Here is a 17,441-nt window from a genome sequence, read left to right as displayed (position 1 = left end):
CGGGCTCAGGCCGTCCCGGCCCGCCGCAACCGCAGCGGCGGCACGAGCCCGCTGTCGGCGAGGACCGCCAGCGCGGTGCGCTCGTCGTCCCCGAGGTCACGGGCGGCCGGTGCCTGTTCCCGGGCAGGGTCGGTGAGGAAGCTGACCACGCAGTCGTCGCAGGCGATGGTCCGCATGGTGCAGGAGTCGCAGTCGATGATCATGTCGCGACCGTAGGGGCGACCTCTGACATCGCCCGGGCCGCGGCACGGCAACGCTGGCGTGTCGGTGGTCGCCCGTACGGTCGGACCGTGACCGCGAACCTGCTTGCACCCGCCCCCGGAGGGCGGCTGGACCTCGAGGGCGCCACCCGCGCCGGGGAGGGGACGCCGCTCCAGATCGGCTTCGACGAGATCGGCGTGCCGCTCTCGGAGGTGACCTTCGTCGTCGTCGACCTGGAGACCACCGGCGGCTCGCCCACCCAGTGCGAGATCACCGAGATCGGCGCGGTCAAGGTGCGCGGCGGCGAGGTCCTCGGCGAGTTCCAGACCCTCGTGGACCCCGGTGGCCCCGTCCCGCCGATGATCACCGTCCTCACCGGCATCACCGACGCCATGCTCGTCGGCGCGCCACGGATCGGGGAGGTGCTGCCCGCCTTCCTCGAGTTCGCCGGCTTCGGCCCCACCACGGTGCTCGTCGCCCACAACGCGCGCTTCGACGTCGGTTTCCTCCGCGCGGCCGCCACACGGCTCGACCTGCCGTGGCCCTCCCCCGCCGTCGTCGACACCGTCGCGCTGGCCCGCCGCGTCGTCACGCGTGACGAGGCCCCCAACAACAAACTCGGCTCCCTCGCCGCCCTCTTCGGTGCCACCACCAGCCCGGACCACCGCGCGCTGCACGACGCGCGCGCCACCGTCGACGTCCTGCACGGCCTGCTCGGACGGCTCGCCCCCCTCGGTGCCACCCACCTGGAGGACCTCGCCACGCTCGGGGACCCCGTCCCGCACAAGCGGCGCCGCAAGGCCACCCTCGCCGACTCGCTGCCCACCGGTCCCGGCGTCTACCAGTTCCTCGGGCCGGCGGGGGAGGTGCTCTACGTGGGCAAGGCCGTCAACCTGCGCCGCCGGGTGCGCTCGTACTTCACCGCGGCGGAGAAGCGCAAGCGCATCGGCGAGATGGTCGACCTCACCCAGGAGGTCCGGCCCATCCCGTGCGCCACCGAGCTCGAGGCGGCCGTGCGCGAGCTGCGGCTCATCGCCGAGCTCGACCCTCCCTACAACCGCCGCTCCCGCAAGCCCCACCGCCGGCCGTGGATCCGTCTCACCGACGAGCCGTTCCCGCGCCTGTCCATCGTGCGGAACGTGCCCGCCGGGCGAAGCGCGGAGGCGATCGGCCCCTTCGCCTCCCGTGCCGCGGCGCAGTCGGCGCTCGAGGCACTGGAGGAGGCGTTCACGGTGCGGCGCTGCAGCCAGCGCCTGCCGGCCGTCCCCTCGCCCGAGGCCCGCGCCTGCGCACTGGCGGAGATGGGGCGCTGCGGCGCCCCGTGCACCGGCGCGCAGAGCGTGGAGGAGTACGCGGACGTCGCCGCCTCGGTCCGCGCCGGTCTCACCTCCGCGGCGGGCCCGGTCGTCGCGGCGCTGCGCGCCCGGATCGTGTCGCTCGCCGGGCAGCAGCGGTACGAGGAGGCCGCCACCGAGCGTGACCGGCTGCGTGCCTACCTCGTCGCAGCCCGGCGCACGCAACGGCTGCGCCCCCTGTGGCGCAGCCCCGAGCTCGTCGCCGCCCGTCGCACCGACGACGGCGGGTGGGAGGTGGTGCTCGTGCGCTACGGCCGGCTCGCCGGGACCTGCACCGTGCCCCGGGGGGTCAACCCGATGCCGGCCATCGACGCCCTCGTCGCGACCGGGGAGGCGGTCCCGGCGCCCTCCACCGTCCTCGGTGCCTCCGGCTCGGAGGAGACGGAGCTCGTCGCGGACTGGATCGAGCACCCCGCCACCCGCCTGGTCCAGCACGTGGAGGGCGACGAGCCGCTCGCGTGGCCCGTCGACGCCGCCGCCAGGTACCCCCTGCCCCCGACCAGCTGACCGAGGACCGTCAGTCGCCCAGCCCGATGGCGAAGGCGGACTCGAGGTCGTGCTTCGAGTAGGCCTGGAAGGCGATGTACGTGCGGGTGTTGGTCACGCCCTTGACCTTGCCCACGCGGTCGGCGACGACGTCGGCGAGGTCCTCGTGGCGGCGCACCCGCGCCAGCGCGATGAGGTCGACGTCCCCGGTGACCGAGTAGACCTCGCTGATCCCGTCCAGCTCGGCGACCTCCTTGGCGACCTCGGGCACGCGGGAGGCGTCGGTGTCGATGAGAACGATGGCGGTGAGCATGGTGTCTCCTTCGTCTCGTCGTCGGCGGGCTCCCCGCCGACGGTCTCGCACGCGGCCGGTGCCGCCTGCGTCAGAGGGCGGCGCTGGCCGCCGCCCACCGGTCGAGCACACCGCGCGCCCGGCCGTCGTCGATGGCCGCGGCGGCCAGGTCCATGGCGGCCCGCAGCCGGGTGACGAGGTCGCCGTCCTCGGCCCGCGTGCCGGGGAGCCTGCCGTGCGCGACGAGCGCGGCGGCGGAGTTGAGGAGGACGGCGTCCCGGACCGGCCCGGTGGCACCGTCGAGGATGTCGCGGGCGACACCGGCGTTGAAGGTCGCGTCAGCGCCGCGCAGGTCCTCGACGGTCGAGGGCGTGAGTCCGAAGACCTCGCGGGTGTCGAGCAGGTGCTCGGTCACCTCCCCGTCGGCGACGTGCCAGACCCGGCTCGCCGCCGTCGTCGTCAGCTCGTCCAGGCCGTCCTCCCCGCGGAAGACGAGCCCGCGCGTCCCCCGCCGCGCGAGCACGCCGGCGACGAGGGGGGCGACGCGCCGGTCGGCCACGCCGATGGCGGCGGCCCGCGGGCGGGCGGGGTTGGTGAGCGGGCCCAGCACGTTGAACGCGGTGGGGACGGCGAGCTCGCGCCGCGCCGTGGCGGTGTGCCGGAACGAGGGGTGGAAGGTCTGGGCGAAGCAGAAGGTGATGCCGACCTCGCGGAAGACCGCCTCGACCTGCGGGACGGTCATGTCCAGGCGCACCCCGAGCTCCTCGAGGACGTCGGCCGAGCCGCTCGCCGAGCTGGACGCCCGGTTGCCGTGCTTGACCACCGGCACCCCGGCGCCGGCGATGACGAGGGAGGACATCGTCGAGATGTTGACGGTGCGGGCACGGTCACCGCCCGTGCCGACGATGTCGACGACGTCGTCGGGCACGTCGATCGGCACGGAGTGGGCGAGCATGACGTCGGCCAGCCCGGTGAGCTCGGCGACGGTCTCGCCCTTGGCGCGCAGCGCGACGAGGAAGCCGGCGAGCTGGACGGGGCTCGCGAGACCCGACATCACCTGGTCCATCGCCCAGCCGGTCTGCGTGGCGCTCAGGTGCTCCCCGGCGACGAGCGAGGTGATGAGGTCCGCCCAGGTGGGCTGGACCGGCTCGACGCCCTCGACGGTCACCGACGACCGCCCGAGCGCAGCAGTCCGGCCACGGCCTCCTGGATCTCGATCGGGTCGACGGGCGCCTGGACGATCGCGTCGGCCTGCGCCCACGTCGCCAGCCACGCGTCCTGCGGGCGGGCGGTGAGGATGAGGACCGGCGGGCACTGGTACATCTCGCTCTTCAGCTGACGGCTCACCGCCATGCCGCCGGCCTTGGCCGCCTCGCCGTCGAGGACGATGAGAGCGAAGTCACCCTCGTTGGCCTTCATGACGACGCCCTCGTGCGTGGCGGCCTCCGTCCAGCGGATCCGCGGGACGTCGACCGCGGCGCGGCGGCCGATGGCCCGGCGGACCTGCTCGCGCGTCGTGACGTCGTCGCTGTAGAGCAGGACGTCCACGACGTCGGTGTCGGTGGTCGCGGCTGCGTCGGGCTGCGCGGGCGTCATCGTCGTCCTCCAGGTTCGCTCGGTACGCACCGCGAGACGCGGTGACCTCCTCGAATGGTAGCCACGCCGCGGGGACGGGGACGCACGCTCCCGGGCAGCGGGCACGCGACACGGGGACTCTCGAATGAGACGAACCGGACACCAGTGTGTCCGGCGTGTTGCGCCGTGACCGGATCGGGACCAAGGACTCAGGCGCGGGATGTCGCGGAACTCCTAGCGTGGGGACGAGCGGCGGGAGGAATCGCGCGGCCCCTGAGTGGTCATCGGGGCGAACTTTCGGGCCATAATGGCAATCGTGTCGTCTACTACGGCTGCTCCGAGCGCCCCCCACGTGAACGTCAACCGGCCGAACGCAGTGTCGGTCGGCACCATCGTGTGGCTGTCCAGCGAGCTGATGTTCTTCGCTGGTCTCTTCGCCATGTACTTCACCCACCGGTCGGTGTCGGCGGAGATCTGGCCCGAGAACTACTCGTTGCTCAACATCCCCTGGGCACTGACCATCACCCTGGTCCTTGTCGCCAGCTCCGTGACCGCGCAGATGGGTGTGTTCGCCGCCGAACGCTTCCAGCCGCGCCGCACCGGCAAGCTCCTCGACGTGCGCCGCTGGGGCATGGAGGAGTGGTTCGTCCTCACCTTCATCATGGGCGCGTTCTTCGTCGCCGGTCAGACCTTCGAGTACGCCGAGCTCGTCTCGCACGGCATCACGGTGTCCTCCAGCCCGTACGGGTCGGTCTTCTACATCATGACGGGCTTCCACGCCCTGCACGTGCTCGGCGGCCTCATCGCCTTCCTGTTCATCCTCGGCCGCTCCTTCGCGGCCAAGCGCTTCGGCCACTACGAGGCCACCGGCGCAGTCGTCGTGTCCTACTACTGGCACTTCGTCGACGTCGTCTGGGTCGCGATGTTCTTCATCATCTACTTCCTCGAGATGTTCTAGAGGACCGCGCGTCCTGCCCCCGTTCCACCCGCAACACCAGACAAGGACACATCACCGTGAAGGCACTCGCCGCCAGCAGAAGGCACCGGCTCGCGCCGGTCGTCCTCCTGCTCCTGGCCCTGATCCTCACGGGGGTGGCGTACTCCGCCGTCACCTCCGAGCCGGCCAACGCCCAGGCCGCCAGCCAGGACATGATCGAGGAAGGCGAGGCGCTTTTCCGCTCGAACTGCTCCACCTGCCACGGCCTGGACGCCCAGGGCACCGACATCGCGCCGTCGCTCGTCGGTGTGGGCGCCGCCTCCGTGCACTTCCAGGTGTCCACCGGCCGCATGCCGATGGCCAACAACTCCCCGCAGGCGGAGCGCAAGGACCCGCAGTTCAACGAGGAGCAGACGGCGGCGATGGCCGCGTACGTCGCCAGCCTGGGCCCCGGCCCGGCCATCCCCTCCTCCGAGCAGGTCGACCCCGAGCTCGGTGACGCCGCCAACGGCATGGAGCTGTTCCGCACGAACTGCTCGATGTGCCACAACGCCGTCGGCGCCGGTGGTGCGCTGACCGAGGGCAAGGTCGCCCCGCCGCTCGACGACGCGACGCCCACCCAGATCTGGGAGGCCATGCGGATCGGCCCCCAGTCCATGCCGATCTTCAACGAGGCGTCGGTGACGGACGAGGGCGCCCGCGACGTCATCGCCTACATCCTGGAGCAGCGTGAGGTCTCCCCCGGTGGCCTCTCGCTGGGCAACCTCGGCCCCGTCTCCGAGGGCTTCTGGGTCTGGCTCGTCGGCATCGGCGGCATCATCGGTATCGCAGTGTGGATGGGAGCACGGTCCTCGTGAGCACGAATCGCCCCTCTGGTGACCTGACCCCCGCCACGGGCGGGGCGCCGGTCGCCGACGTCCCCGAGCGCTTCGAGGACCCGGGTCTGCCGCACCACCCGGAGCGCATGGCGGACCGTGACCCCAAGGCCGCCAAGCGCGCCGAGCACCAGGTCGTCGCCCTCCTGCTCGTCTCGATCCTCGCCTCGGTCGGCGGGGTCGTCGGGTTCCTCTTCCTCCCGGTCGGCACCACGCTCCTGGACGTGCGTCTGTCGACGATCGCACTCGGCGTCGGGCTGGGCCTGGGCATGCTCGGCATCGGCCTCGCGGCGGTCCACTGGTCCAAGACCCTCATGGCGAACACCGAGTACGTCGAGCAGCGCAAGCCCGCAGCCTCCTCCCCCGAGGTGCGCGAGGAGGCCGTGGCGAAGCTCGACATCGGTATCGCCGAGTCCGGCATCGCCCGCCGTCCCGTCCTCAAGGGCGCCCTCGTCGGCGCGGCGGCCCTCGCGCCGCTGCCCTTCGTCGTCCCGCTGGTCGGCGAGCTCAGCCCGTCCTGGGACACCCGCAAGTTCCGCTACACCGCCTGGGGCGACGTGCCCGAGGGCACCGGTGGCCGCCTGCCCGACGGCACGATGGGCCGTCGCCTCGCGACCGACCCGGACAACCGCCTCATCCGCGCCGCCGACGTCACCAACGGGTCGGCCTTCCAGGTCATCCCGCACGGCATCAGCGACCAGGAGCACTACCTGGAGGAGAAGGCCAAGGCGGTCGTGTTCATGACGCGCATCGACCCCTCCGACCTCAACGTCTCCCCCGAGCGCCGGGACTGGAGCTACGACGGCATCGTCGCGTACTCCAAGGTCTGCACCCACGTGGGCTGCCCGGTCGCCCTCTACGAGCAGCAGACCCACCACCTGCTCTGTCCCTGCCACCAGTCCACCTTCGACCTCGCCAACGAGGCCAAGGTGGTCTTCGGACCGGCGAATCGCGCCCTTCCGCAGCTCCCCATCACCGTGGACACCGAGGGCTACCTCGTGGCCCGCTCGGACTTCCACGAGACCGTGGGCCCGAGCTTCTGGGAGCGCGAGCGAATGGATGAGAACCGATGAGCACCACCACGCCTCGCAGGCCCAGCAAGGCGGCACCGGCCGCTGACTACCTCGACCAGCGCACGGGCATCGGCAAGGCCGTCAGGGAGTTCGCCCGCAAGGTCTTCCCCGACCACTGGTCCTTCCTTCTCGGCGAGGTCGCGCTCTACAGCTTCATCGTCCTCGTGCTGTCCGGCTTCTTCCTCACGATGTTCTTCGTGCCGAGCATGGGTCACATCACCTACCCCGAGGACGCGCTGCCCGAGGCCATGCAGGGCGTGGCGATGTCCGAGGCCTTCGCCTCGACGCTGCGCATCTCCTTCGAGGTGCGTGGCGGCCTGCTCATGCGGCAGATCCACCACTGGGCGGCCCTGCTGTTCGTCGCGGCGATCGTCGCGCACATGCTCCGGGTGTTCTTCACCGGTGCTTTCCGCAAGCCCCGCGAGCTCAACTGGCTCGTCGGCTTCTCGCTGATGATCCTCGCGCTGCTCGCCGGCTTCTCCGGCTACTCCCTGCCCGACGACGTCCTGTCCGGCAACGGCCTGCGCATCGCCGACGGCGTGGCGCGGGCGATCCCGATCGTCGGGTCCTACGTCTCCCTCGCCCTCTTCGGTGGGGAGTTCCCGGGCACCGACATCGTGCCGAGGCTGTTCACCATCCACATCCTCGTCGTGCCCGGGCTCATCATCGCGCTGGTGACGGTCCACCTCATCCTCGTCGTCGTGCACAAGCACACGCAGTACCCCGGGCCGGGCAAGACGGAGAAGAACGTCGTCGGCTACCCGGTCCTGCCGGTGTACGCCGCCAAGGCCGGTGGCTTCTTCTTCATCGTCTTCGGCTTCCTCGCCCTGCTCGGCGGGCTGGTGTCGATCAACCCGGTGTGGACCCACGGGCCCTACGATCCCTCCCCTGTCGGCGCGGGTGCCCAGCCCGACTGGTACATGCTGTTCCTCGAGGGCGCACTGCGCCTGATGCCGGGCTTCGCCGAGTTCACGATCTTCGGCTACGTCCTGTCGCTCAACGTGCTCATCCCGGGCGTCGTGGTGCCGGGCATCCTGTTCACCGTGCTCGCCGTGTGGCCGTTCCTGGAGGCGGCCGTCACGAAGGACCGCGGCGAGCACCACGTGCTGGACCGCCCGCGCAACGCACCGGTCCGCACGGCCGTCGGCGTCGCGGTCATCACCGCGTTCATGGTCCTCAACGTCGCCGGCGCCAACGACCTCGTCGCCACGCACTTCGAGCTCTCGCTCAACGGCATCACGTGGTTCCTGCGGATCGCGTTCTTCGTCGCGCCGGTCTTCGCGTTCTGGCTCACGAAGCGCATCTGCCTCTCGCTGCAGCGCCGTGACCGTGAGCTCGCGCTCCACGGCCACGAGACCGGCCGCATCGTGCGGATGCCCACCGGTGAGTTCCTCGAGGTGCACCAGCCCCTCACGCAGGACGAGCGCTGGCTGCTCGTCCACCACGAGGCGGACCGGATGCTCGAGATCGCCCCGCCGGAGGACGAGAACGGGGTGCGCCGCCGCGGCTACGGCAAGGACAAGCAGCTCCAGCGCCTGTCCCGCTTCCTCTACGAGGACCGTGTCGAGCCGGTGACGCCCGCCGAGCTCGCCGCCGCGAACGCGGAGCACGGCGCCCACGGCAACGGCAACGGCCACCACGCCGAGGTCGAGTCGGGCGGGCTGCGCGAGGCCTTCGACCGTCCGGAGGAGCGTGCGTCCATCGGCGCCGGGTCGTCCGGGACCGACGGGCGGAACAACCCCCCGTCGTCGTAGGTTAGATCCGATGAGTGCGTGTGCCCGGCATCACTGCCGGGCACACGCCGTATGTAGGCCGGTGCGTTCCCGCACCGGGACGACCTGAGGAGGAGACACATGACCGTGTACACCCTGCCGGAGCTCCCGTACGACTACAGCGCCCTCGAGCCGCACATCAGCGGCAAGATCATGGAGCTGCACCACGACCGTCACCACAAGACCTACGTCGACGGCGCGAACACCGCCCTCGAGAAGCTCGCCGCCGCCCGTGAGAGCGGCGACAACGCCGCCATCAACCTGCTCGAGAAGAACCTCGCGTTCAACCTCGGTGGCCACGTCAACCACACGGTCTTCTGGAACAACCTCTCCCCCGAGGGCGGCGGTGAGCCCGAGGGCGAGCTCGCCGAGGCCATCAAGGACCAGCTCGGCTCCTTCGAGGGCTTCAAGGCGCAGTTCACCGCCAACGCCACGAGCATCCAGGGCTCGGGCTGGTCCGTGCTGGCCTGGGACTCCATCGGCCAGAAGCTGTCGATCTTCCAGCTCTTCGACCAGCAGGGCAACGTCCCGCTCGGACTGACCCCGGTGCTCATGCTCGACATGTGGGAGCACGCCTTCTACCTCGACTACCTCAACGTCAAGGCGGACTACGTCAAGGCGTTCTGGAACATCGTCAACTGGCGCGACGTCGCCGCTCGCCTCGAGCGGGCGCGCACCCAGACGGCTGGTCTCATCACCCCCGTCACGGTCGCCTGACGCCCCCTGACGCCAGCGAAGGCCCGGCAGGCCCCCCGAGAGGGGCCGCCGGGCCTTCGTCGTCCTGTACCGGCCGTCCGGCGGCCCGGGGCACACCAGGCCGACCCGTGGCCTGCGTCAGCCGCCGCCGCGCACCACGGCCCCGCCCCCGGCCCGCCCGGCGGCTCCCGCCTCGGGCACAGGCCCCTACGCTGCCGGCAGCGCACCACCGGCGAGCCGAGGAGTGGACTCGTGGGCCACCGCGGTCCGAAGGTCCGCACCCTGGGCTGTCCAGCCCTGGCGCCTGCCCACCGCCCGGGACCGGCGAGCAAGCGTCCGCTCCGGGACGCACCGCGGAGACACCGCGGAGACACCGACGGGCGGCACTCCTCGTGGAGTGCCGCCCGTCGGGGACGTCAGGCCCGCTCAGTGCGCGTGCTGACCGCGGGAGAACTCGTAGGTGTGACCGACCAGGCCGACGACGCCGATGGCGATGCCGATCCCGAAGATCCACCAGCCGACCGCCACGCCGGCGAACACCAGGGCGGAGGCGACACCGAGCACCAGCGGCCACCACGAGTGCGGGGAGTAGACACCGATCTCCCCGGCGTGCTCGTCGACGTCGCTCACCGGGTTGTCCTCCGGGCGCGGGTCGACCCGGCGGGCAACCAGGGCCAGGTAGAAGCCGGCGAGGCCGTACAGCCCGACGAGGAGCGCCAGGGCGACCGTGCCGACCGGCTCCCAGCCGGTCCAGAAGCCGTAGATCAGTGCCACGGGCAGGAAGAAGGCGACACCCGCGATGAACAGCCACTTCTCCACGCCCAGGGGCTTGGGGTGCTCGGCGGACTGCTCGCCGGGTGCGCGGTCGTGCTCGCGTGTCATCAGGCCTTGCCCTTCTTCTCGTCGTCGTCCTCACGCTCGAGCGTGGCCGTGGACGTACGCCCCGGCTGCGGCTGGGACGCGGCGTCCCCGCCACCGGTGCGCTGGGCGTCGCCCAGTGCCTGCTCGAGCACACCCTGGTCCGGCACCGCCGCCTGGTCCATCGCCGCGACCTCGGGGTGGTGGAGGTCGAAGGCCGGACGCTCGGAGCGGATGCGGGGCAGGGAGGTGAAGTTGTGGCGCGGCGGCGGGCAGCTCGTCGCCCACTCGAGGGAGTTCGCGAAACCCCACGGGTCGTCGACGAACACGGTGCGCGGGCCCCGGGAGGTCGCGTACACGTTCCACAGGAACGGCAGCGTGGACAGCGTCAGCAGCGCCGCGCCGGCCGTGGAGACCTGGTTCATGAGCTGGAAGCCGTCCTCGACCATGTAGTCGGGGTAGCGACGGGGCATGCCCTGGGCGCCGAGCCAGTGCTGGATGAGGAAGGTGCCGTGGAAGCCGAAGAAGAGCATCCAGAAGTGGACCTTGCCGAGACGCTCGTTGAGCATCCGCCCGGTCATCTTCGGCCACCAGAAGTAGAAGCCGGCGAACATCGCGAACACCACGGTCCCGAAGACGGTGTAGTGGAAGTGCGCGACGACGAAGTAGGAGTCGTGGACCTGGAAGTCCATGGCCGGGCTGGCGAGGATGATGCCGGTAACCCCACCGAAGAGGAACGTGACGAGGAAGCCCAGCGACCACAGCATCGGCGTGTGGAAGGTCAGCTTGCCGCGCCACATCGTGCCGATCCAGTTGAAGAACTTCACCCCGGTGGGGACCGCGATGAGCATCGTCATGAGCGCGAAGAAGTCGAGCAGCGCGCCACCGGTCGTGTACATGTGGTGCGCCCACACGGTCATCGACAGGGCAGCGATCGCGATCGTCGCGAAGACGATGCCCTTGTAGCCGAAGATCGGCTTGCGCGAGAACACCGGCAGGACCTCGCTGATGATCCCGAAGAACGGCAGCGCGATGACGTACACCTCGGGGTGACCGAAGAACCAGAAGAGGTGCTGCCACAGCAGTGCCCCGCCGCTCTCCGGGTTGTAGATCTGCCCGCCGAGGACCCGGTCGAAGGCCAGCCCGAACAGGGCGGCGGCGAGGACCGGGAAGGCCATGAGGACGAGCAGCGACGTGATGAGGATGTTCCACGTGAAGATGGGCATCCGGAACATCGTCATGCCGGGCATGCGCATCGTGATGATGGTCGCGATGAAGTTGACCGAGCCGAAGATCGTGCCGAAACCGGTGAGTCCGATCCCCAGCACCCACAGGTTGCCGCCGAGGCCTGGGGAGAACGGTTCCAGCGACAGTGGCGTGTAGGCCGTCCAGCCGAAGCTCGCCGCACCCTTGGGCGTGAGGAAGCCGGCCACCGCGATGAGCCCGCCGAAGAGGAACAGCCAGTAGCTGAACATGTTGAGCCGCGGGAAGGCGACGTCGGGAGCACCGATCTGCAGCGGCACGAAGATGTTGCCGAAGCCCGTGAACAGCGGCGTCGCGAAGAGGAACAGCATGATCGTGCCGTGCATGGTGAAGAACTGGTTGTACTGCTCCTTGGACTGGAACAGCGCCATGCCGGGGTCGAAGAGCTCGAGCCGGATCGCCATCGCCAGCAGGCCGGCGATGAGGAAGAAGCCGAACGCGGTGATGAGGTAGAGGTAGCCGATGACCTTGTGGTCGGTGGAGGTGACCCAGCTGACGACCGTGCGGCCCAGGCTCTGACGCTCCGGCCGCAGCCCGGGAACGAGCTGGGGGCGTGCCTCGTCGGTGGTGGCCATCAGTTGTTTACCGTCCCGTCCTGCAGGTAGCCGCGCTGGTCGTACACGCGGTTGTACTCCTCGCCGCGGACACCGACGTTGCCGGCCTCGCGCAGCGCGTCCATCTGGGCGTCGTAGGTCGCGCGGTCGACGACCTCGACGTTGAAGAGCATCTCCGAGTGGAACTCACCGCACAGCTCGGCGCACTTGCCCTGGTAGCGCCCCTCCTCCTGCGGCGTCACCTGGAAGACGTTGGTGTGCCCGGGGATCATGTCGATCTTGAAGAGGAAGGCGGGGATCCAGAACGAGTGCTGGACGTCGCGGGAGTCGACGATGAACTCGACGGTCTCGTCCACCGGCAGGTAGAGGGTCGGGAGGGTCTCCTCGACGCCCTCCTCACCGGTGAGCTGGACGCGGCCGCCCTCGAAGAAGACGCCGTCGTCGATGTAGTTGAAGTCCCAGCTCCACTGCTTGCCGTAGGCCTGGATCGTGAGGTCCGGCTCCTCGCTCACGTCGGTGACCTCGTGGGTGACCTGCGTGGAGTAGAAGTACAGCACCCCGATCATGAGGATCGGCACGACGACGTACATGAGCTCGAGCGGCACGTGGTAGCGCAGCTGGACCGGCAGCGCGTTGTCGTTCTTGCGCTTGCGGTAGGCCACGACGCACCAGATCGTCAGGCCCCACACGATGAAGCCGACGGCGAGGGCGGCGACCCACGCGCCGTTCCAGTGGTTGATGATCGACTCGGTCTTGTCGGTCAGGCCGGGCTCGGAGGGCAGGAAGCCGTTCCGCGGGGCGCCGAGCTCGGCGCAGCCGGCGAGGGTGAGGGCCGCCACAAGGCCCAGGACTACCAGTCGCCAACCGCGGGGCGAGCGGCTACCGGAGGACGGTGATCGCACTTCAAGACCTTCCGACACGACGCGTTTAGGGCATTTCAGACAGGACCAACGTCCCTTCGGCCACCTTACCGCGAACACTGCCCTGGTACGCGAAACGGCCCGCCGGGCCAGGGGTGTAACCCTGGTCCCAACGGGCCGCGGCAGAGATCCCGCCGGTGGCGTGTCTCAGTGGAAGGAGTCGCCGCAGGCGCAGGAGCCGCCGGCGTTCGGGTTGTCGATCGTGAAGCCCTGCTTCTCGATGGTGTCGGCGAAGTCGATCGTCGCGCCGGCGAGGTAGGGCACGCTCATCCGGTCGACGATGACCTCGACGCCACCGAAGTCACGCACGGCGTCACCGTCGAGCAGACGCTCGTCGAAGTAGAGCTGGTAGATGAGGCCGGAGCAGCCACCGGGCTGCACGGCGATCCGCAGCCGCAGGTCGTCACGACCCTCCTGCGCGAGGAGGGTCTTGACCTTCTGGGCGGCGACGTCGGTGAGTTCGATCTCGTGCGTCGGGACCTCGGTGGGCGTCGTGGCCGTCGTCTCGCTCATGCTCACATCTCCGCTGTCTTTTGGGGCAGTACAACCGGGGCAACCACGGGGCGGCCGCGGTTGTTCCCGACCAGCCTACGCCCCGAGCGCCCAGGTGCGCGCAAGACGTCGGGCCCACCCCTCCAGCGCGTCGACACCGCCGGGTCCGGTCTCGTAGGTCGCGCTGATCCCCGCGCGCGCCACCTCCCGCCGGGAGGTGTGCACCTCCTCGGCGAGGACGACGACCGGCAGCCCGAGCTCCATCGCGGCTCGTCCGACCGTGGCGACGACGGAGGCGTCCACCGCGGGGGCGTCCAGGACGGAGGTCGCGGTGAGGACGACGTCGGCACTCCCGACCGCCTCCGGGAGGCCGACGGCGGCGGCGACGACGTCCGGGCCGTGGAGCAGCCGTCCGCCCAGCACCGACAGCGCGTGGGCCGCCCCTCCCCCGGCCCCCGAGCCGTCGGCGCGTCCGGGACGAGCCGCGCCACCGTGCCCACCGGGTGCGGGCAGCAGCGCCGTGCGGGCGGGCAGGCCCCGACCGAGGCGGTCGAGGAGGGCGGCGAGCTCACCGACCCGGGTGTCGAGCCGCTGCGCCTCGGCGGGACCGAGACGGTCGGACAGGAGCGCTCCGGCGCCGTGCAGCCCGAGCAGCGGGACCTGCGTGGCAGTCGCGACGACGACGTCGGCCCCGGCGAGCACCCCGTGGGCGACGGCGAGCACCTGGGCGTCGATGTCGTCCCCGGCGTCCGCGCCGGCCAAGGTCCGGACCATGCCCGCTCCGCCGTCGTGGGTGGCGGCCTCCCCCAGACCGACGACGACCCGTCCGGCCCCGAGGTCGCGGGCGGCGAGGAGCAGCTCACCGAGCCCGGCGCTGGAGCCCTCCTCGGCGTGCCGGAGGTCCTCCCCGGCGGGCACGAGCTGGCGGCCGAGCACCTGCCCGGCCTCGACGTACGCGGTCCCGCCGCCCGTGCCGGGGACGTGGAGGAGGGTGGCGGGCACCGGCTCCCCGAGCGGGCCGCGGGCGGAGACCGACACGAGCGCCCCGCCGCGGGCCGTGTGGACGGCGTCGAGGAGGCCCGCGGCGGCGTCGGACATCGGCAGCGCGCGGACCTGCGTGTCGGGTGCGGTGCGCAGCCACCCGCGGTGGACGGCGGAGGCCACCTGCGCGGCGCTGAGCGCGCCGGACAGGGCCCCGGGGCTCACGAGCAGCCGCACGTGCCCCCCTGTCCTCGGCGGGCGGCGGTCACAGGCGGTCGGCGAGGCGGGCGAGGAGCAGGGCCTCGGCGAGGACGACCCTCTCGAGCTCGCCGAGGTGCACCGACTCGTTCTCCGAGTGCGCCCGCGAGTCGGGGTCCTCCACACCGGTGACGAGGATCGCGGCCCCGGGGTAGACGTCGGCGAGGTCGGCGATGAAGGGGATCGAGCCACCGACACCGAGGTCGACCGGCTCGGTGCCCCACGCGGTGGTGAAGGCCCAGCGAGCGGCCTGCATGGCCGCGGAGTCCTCCGGCGCCTGGAAGGCCTGCCCGGTCTCCCCCGGCGTCACGGTGACGCGCGCGCCGAAGGGGGCGTTGGCCACGAGGTGGTCGTGCAGGGCCCGCTCGGCGGCGGCCGGGTCCTGTCCGGGAGCGATGCGCATGGACAGCTTCGCCCGGGCGGAGGGGATGACGGTGTTGGAGGCGTGGTCCACGCTCGTCGCGTCCATGCCGATGACGGAGATCGCCGGCTTGGTCCACAGCCGCGCGGCGAGCGGGCCGGTCCCGGCGAGGCGCACGCCCTCGAGCACGCCTGCGTCGGCGCGGAAGTCCGCCTCGGGGTAGTCGACGTCCGCGCGGTCGGTGGCGACCAGGCCGGGCACGGCGACGTTCCCGGCGTCGTCGTGGAGGGTGGCGACGAGACGCGACATGAGCGTCAGCGCGTCGAGGACCGGGCCACCGAACATGCCGGAGTGGACGGCGTGGTCGAGGACGGTCAGCTCGACCGTGCAGTCGACGAGCCCGCGCAGGGAGGTGGTGAGCCCCGGGACGCCGACCTTCCAGTTCGAGGAGTCGGCGACGACGATGACGTCGGCGGCGAGCCGGTCGCGGTAGGTCTCGAGGAAGGTGCGGAAGGTCGGGGAGCCGATCTCCTCCTCGCCCTCGCTGAAGACGGTGACGCCGACGCCGAGCTCCTCGCCCAGCACGCGCAGCGCCCCGACGTGAGCCATGATCCCGGCCTTGTCGTCGGCAGCGCCGCGGCCGTAGAGCCGTCCGTCCCGCTCGGTGGGCTCGAAGGGCGGGGAGGTCCAGCCGGCCGGGTCGCCCGGGGGCTGGACGTCGTGGTGGGCGTAGAGGAGGACGGTGGGGGCGCCCGCCGGGGCGGGGCGGTGCGCGAGGACGGCGGGGGCGCCGGGGCGGCCGTCCGGGCCGGTGACCCGCACGACCTCGACCTCGGGCAGCCCGGCGTCGCGGAACAGCTGGGCGACGGCGGCGGCGCTGTCCTCGAGGTGCTGGGGGTCGAAGGCGGGCGCCGAGACGCTCGGGATCCGCACGAGCGACTCGAGGTCGCGGCGGATGCGGGGGAACTCGGCGGCGGTGCGGGTGGTCAGGTCCTCGATGGTCACCCGGGAAGCCTAACCGGGGCGTGGACGGCGGGTCAGGACGGGCCGGCGGCCCGGGCGAGCTCGACGGCGGAGCGTGCGCCGTCCGTCCACGGCTCCCCGTGCCCGGGGAGCACCGTGCCGGCCCCGGTGTCCGCGATGGCCTCCAGGGAGGCGAGGTTGAGGGCGGAGTCCGCCGTCGCCGCGCCGGCCACGATGCGGGGGCCGGTCCGGGCGGTGTACGGGTCCAGCGTGACGAGCGCGTCACCGGAGATGACGACGTCGCGGTCGGGCAGGTGCAGGGCGACGTGCCCGTAGGTGTGCCCCGGGGTGGCGATGACGTGCGGACGGCCGGGCACGTCGAGGATCCCGCCGGTCTGCAGGGTCCGCACGCCCGTGGTGCCGCGGACGAGCGGGAGCCCGGCGAGGAGGATCGAGGTGAGGATCGGCAGGGCGGCGGGGTGCCGGACCGGGTAGGTCGCGCGCGGGTTCTCGTGGGCGTAGGAGAACGGGTGCGCCACGAGGTGGTGCTCCGCGGCAGTGGCCCACACGGGCACGCCGAGGCCCTGCACCTTGCGGACCACGCCGACGTGGTCGAAGTGCGCGTGGGTGAGGACGAGCGCCCGCAGGTCCCGGGGGCGGCGCCCGATCGCGCGGACCGCCTCGCCCAGAGGCCGCCAGGTCGCGGGGAGGCCGGCGTCGACGAGGGTGATGCCGTCGTCGTCCTCGACGAGGTAGCAGTTGACGTAGGCGTGGGCGACGAGGTGGACGCCGGGGGCGACCTCGCGGACGGTGGCCCTCATGGATGCTCCCCTTCGTCGGTCGGCTCTCGGCGCGGTGGTGGCACGCGCCGCGCCGTCCACTATCGCCCCGACCACCGGCCGCCGCACCCGGGCAGCACCCGGGGTCGACTACCCTCGAGGGGTGATCGGACGGAGCAAGAAGGAGACCCCGGCGCCCGCCCCCGCGCCGGAGGTGACGCCCGCGGGCAAGGGCCGCCCCACCCCCACGCGCAAGGAGGCCCAGGCGCGCAACCAGCGTCCGCTGGTCCCCACCGACCGCAAGGTGGCCAAGGCGGAGCAGCGCAAGCGCCGTAACGAGCTGTACGCCAAGCAGCAGGAGGCCATGCGCACCGGCGACGAGCGCTACCTGCCGCTGCGGGACAAGGGCCCGGTCCGCCGCTGGGTGCGCGACTACGTCGACGCGCGCTTCAGCCCCAGCGAGTACTTCCTCCCGCTGGCGATGGCCTCGATCATCCTGCTGTTCTTCGCCTCGGTCGTTCCTGAGGTCGCCGTCATCGGCATGGTCGTCATGTACGTCGCCTTCGCGATCGCCCTCGCCTTCGCGATCGGCATCACCCTCATCATCAAGCGCAAGCTCAGGGCCCGCTTCGACGAGAGCGAGATCCCGCGCTTCACCGGCATCTACGCCTTCAGCCGGCTCTTCCAGCCGCGCTTCCTGCGCGCGCCCAAGCCGCAGGTCAAGCGGGGCGAGCGGCGGGACTGACCCCC

The 17,441-nt window shown here is 71.6% G+C and carries 18 protein-coding genes; 7 read left to right on the top strand and 11 right to left on the bottom strand.

The genetic code is table 11. The annotated features are described in order from the left end of the window. Nucleotides 1–5 precede the first annotated feature (5 nt). Complete coding sequence (locus GD632_RS07440) at nucleotides 6–203, bottom strand: hypothetical protein (protein WP_152190467.1); 198 nt, start codon at nucleotides 201–203, stop codon at nucleotides 6–8. Nucleotides 204–290: 87 nt separating this feature from the next. Here GD632_RS07440 and GD632_RS07435 point away from each other — a divergent pair, with 87 nt between their 5' ends. Continuing rightward, nucleotides 291–2,063, top strand: a complete 1,773-nt coding sequence (locus tag GD632_RS07435; RefSeq protein ID WP_226924728.1) for a DEDD exonuclease domain-containing protein — start codon at nucleotides 291–293, stop codon at nucleotides 2,061–2,063. A 10-nt stretch (nucleotides 2,064–2,073) separates the two neighbouring features. Here GD632_RS07435 and GD632_RS07430 read toward each other — a convergent pair whose 3' ends face one another. The 3 genes from GD632_RS07430 to GD632_RS07420 form a co-directional block, all read right to left on the bottom strand. After that, nucleotides 2,074–2,355, bottom strand: a complete 282-nt coding sequence (locus tag GD632_RS07430) for an Lrp/AsnC family transcriptional regulator (RefSeq protein ID WP_110850950.1) — start codon at nucleotides 2,353–2,355, stop codon at nucleotides 2,074–2,076. Between the two features lie 70 nt (nucleotides 2,356–2,425). Further along, nucleotides 2,426–3,502, bottom strand: coding sequence for an anthranilate phosphoribosyltransferase (gene trpD, locus GD632_RS07425; protein ID WP_152190464.1), 1,077 nt, complete (start codon nucleotides 3,500–3,502; stop codon nucleotides 2,426–2,428). Then, a complete protein-coding gene (locus GD632_RS07420; protein ID WP_152190462.1) occupies nucleotides 3,499–3,930 on the bottom strand; it encodes a response regulator transcription factor in 432 nt (143 codons plus the stop codon). Before GD632_RS07420 ends, trpD begins: the two co-directional genes overlap by 4 nt. Nucleotides 3,931–4,216: 286 nt before the next feature. Here GD632_RS07420 and ctaE point away from each other — a divergent pair, with 286 nt between their 5' ends. From ctaE to GD632_RS07395, 5 genes are all read left to right on the top strand, one after another. Continuing rightward, nucleotides 4,217–4,867: an aa3-type cytochrome oxidase subunit III gene (ctaE, locus tag GD632_RS07415; protein WP_152190460.1), complete on the top strand. Its 651-nt coding sequence runs from the start codon at nucleotides 4,217–4,219 to the stop codon at nucleotides 4,865–4,867. A 56-nt stretch (nucleotides 4,868–4,923) separates the two neighbouring features. Continuing rightward, on the top strand, nucleotides 4,924–5,703 hold the full coding sequence (gene qcrC, locus GD632_RS07410) for a cytochrome bc1 complex diheme cytochrome c subunit (RefSeq protein ID WP_152190458.1): 780 nt from the start codon (nucleotides 4,924–4,926) through the stop codon (nucleotides 5,701–5,703). Continuing rightward, nucleotides 5,700–6,794: a cytochrome bc1 complex Rieske iron-sulfur subunit gene (qcrA, locus tag GD632_RS07405; protein WP_226924727.1), complete on the top strand. Its 1,095-nt coding sequence runs from the start codon at nucleotides 5,700–5,702 to the stop codon at nucleotides 6,792–6,794. The genes qcrC and qcrA overlap by 4 nt, the downstream gene beginning before the upstream one ends. Beyond that, the gene (qcrB, locus tag GD632_RS07400) at nucleotides 6,791–8,548 is read left to right on the top strand and encodes a cytochrome bc1 complex cytochrome b subunit (RefSeq protein WP_152190456.1); all 1,758 of its coding nucleotides are present in this window, start codon (nucleotides 6,791–6,793) and stop codon (nucleotides 8,546–8,548) included. The genes qcrA and qcrB overlap by 4 nt, the downstream gene beginning before the upstream one ends. 99 nt (nucleotides 8,549–8,647) lie before the next feature. After that, the gene (locus tag GD632_RS07395) at nucleotides 8,648–9,283 is read left to right on the top strand and encodes a superoxide dismutase (protein ID WP_152190453.1); all 636 of its coding nucleotides are present in this window, start codon (nucleotides 8,648–8,650) and stop codon (nucleotides 9,281–9,283) included. Between the two features lie 405 nt (nucleotides 9,284–9,688). On the opposite strand, the gene GD632_RS07390 is transcribed toward GD632_RS07395, so the two are convergent. The 7 genes from GD632_RS07390 to GD632_RS07360 form a co-directional block, all read right to left on the bottom strand. Continuing rightward, the gene (locus tag GD632_RS07390) at nucleotides 9,689–10,144 is read right to left on the bottom strand and encodes a cytochrome c oxidase subunit 4 (RefSeq protein ID WP_405002527.1); all 456 of its coding nucleotides are present in this window, start codon (nucleotides 10,142–10,144) and stop codon (nucleotides 9,689–9,691) included. Then, complete coding sequence (gene ctaD, locus GD632_RS07385) at nucleotides 10,144–11,958, bottom strand: aa3-type cytochrome oxidase subunit I (protein WP_152190451.1); 1,815 nt, start codon at nucleotides 11,956–11,958, stop codon at nucleotides 10,144–10,146. Before ctaD ends, GD632_RS07390 begins: the two co-directional genes overlap by 1 nt. Beyond that, on the bottom strand, nucleotides 11,958–12,839 hold the full coding sequence (gene ctaC, locus GD632_RS07380; protein ID WP_452176646.1) for an aa3-type cytochrome oxidase subunit II: 882 nt from the start codon (nucleotides 12,837–12,839) through the stop codon (nucleotides 11,958–11,960). The genes ctaD and ctaC overlap by 1 nt, the downstream gene beginning before the upstream one ends. 165 nt (nucleotides 12,840–13,004) lie before the next feature. Continuing rightward, nucleotides 13,005–13,370 (bottom strand): HesB/IscA family protein, encoded by a 366-nt coding sequence (locus tag GD632_RS07375; RefSeq protein WP_110850942.1) that lies wholly within the window; start codon nucleotides 13,368–13,370, stop codon nucleotides 13,005–13,007. A gap of 75 nt (nucleotides 13,371–13,445) precedes the next feature. Further along, nucleotides 13,446–14,567: a glycerate kinase gene (locus GD632_RS07370; protein ID WP_193311387.1), complete on the bottom strand. Its 1,122-nt coding sequence runs from the start codon at nucleotides 14,565–14,567 to the stop codon at nucleotides 13,446–13,448. Nucleotides 14,568–14,595: 28 nt separating this feature from the next. Beyond that, entirely contained in the window at nucleotides 14,596–15,954 is a 1,359-nt protein-coding gene (locus GD632_RS07365) for a dipeptidase (protein ID WP_152190446.1), read from the bottom strand. Nucleotides 15,955–15,986: 32 nt separating this feature from the next. Next, nucleotides 15,987–16,733, bottom strand: a complete 747-nt coding sequence (locus tag GD632_RS07360; RefSeq protein WP_152190444.1) for an MBL fold metallo-hydrolase — start codon at nucleotides 16,731–16,733, stop codon at nucleotides 15,987–15,989. 121 nt (nucleotides 16,734–16,854) lie between these two features. Between GD632_RS07360 and GD632_RS07355 the strand changes: the two genes are divergently transcribed. After that, nucleotides 16,855–17,436 (top strand): DUF3043 domain-containing protein, encoded by a 582-nt coding sequence (locus GD632_RS07355; protein ID WP_226924724.1) that lies wholly within the window; start codon nucleotides 16,855–16,857, stop codon nucleotides 17,434–17,436. Nucleotides 17,437–17,441 lie beyond the last annotated feature (5 nt).

The organism is Georgenia satyanarayanai, from assembly GCF_009193135.1.
Taxonomy (GTDB): Bacteria; Actinomycetota; Actinomycetes; order Actinomycetales; family Actinomycetaceae; genus Oceanitalea; species Oceanitalea satyanarayanai.
Note: the sequence above shows the minus strand (reverse complement) of the source record. Positions and strands in the feature narration are given on the sequence as shown.

What these genes read in the sequence shown, in the direction of transcription:
- GD632_RS07360 (WP_152190444.1), bottom strand. Translation starts at nt 16,733, where the DNA reads ATGAGGGCCACCGTCCGCGAGGTCGCCCCCGGCGTCCACCTCGTCGCC.
- GD632_RS07430 (WP_110850950.1), bottom strand. Translation starts at nt 2,355, where the DNA reads ATGCTCACCGCCATCGTTCTCATCGACACCGACGCCTCCCGCGTGCCC.
- GD632_RS07390 (WP_405002527.1), bottom strand. Translation starts at nt 10,144, where the DNA reads ATGACACGCGAGCACGACCGCGCACCCGGCGAGCAGTCCGCCGAGCAC.
- qcrB (WP_152190456.1), top strand. Translation starts at nt 6,791, where the DNA reads ATGAGCACCACCACGCCTCGCAGGCCCAGCAAGGCGGCACCGGCCGCT.
- ctaE (WP_152190460.1), top strand. Translation starts at nt 4,217, where the DNA reads ATGGCAATCGTGTCGTCTACTACGGCTGCTCCGAGCGCCCCCCACGTG.
- ctaD (WP_152190451.1), bottom strand. Translation starts at nt 11,958, where the DNA reads ATGGCCACCACCGACGAGGCACGCCCCCAGCTCGTTCCCGGGCTGCGG.
- GD632_RS07420 (WP_152190462.1), bottom strand. Translation starts at nt 3,930, where the DNA reads ATGACGCCCGCGCAGCCCGACGCAGCCGCGACCACCGACACCGACGTC.
- GD632_RS07375 (WP_110850942.1), bottom strand. Translation starts at nt 13,370, where the DNA reads ATGAGCGAGACGACGGCCACGACGCCCACCGAGGTCCCGACGCACGAG.
- GD632_RS07395 (WP_152190453.1), top strand. Translation starts at nt 8,648, where the DNA reads ATGACCGTGTACACCCTGCCGGAGCTCCCGTACGACTACAGCGCCCTC.
- GD632_RS07440 (WP_152190467.1), bottom strand. Translation starts at nt 203, where the DNA reads ATGATCATCGACTGCGACTCCTGCACCATGCGGACCATCGCCTGCGAC.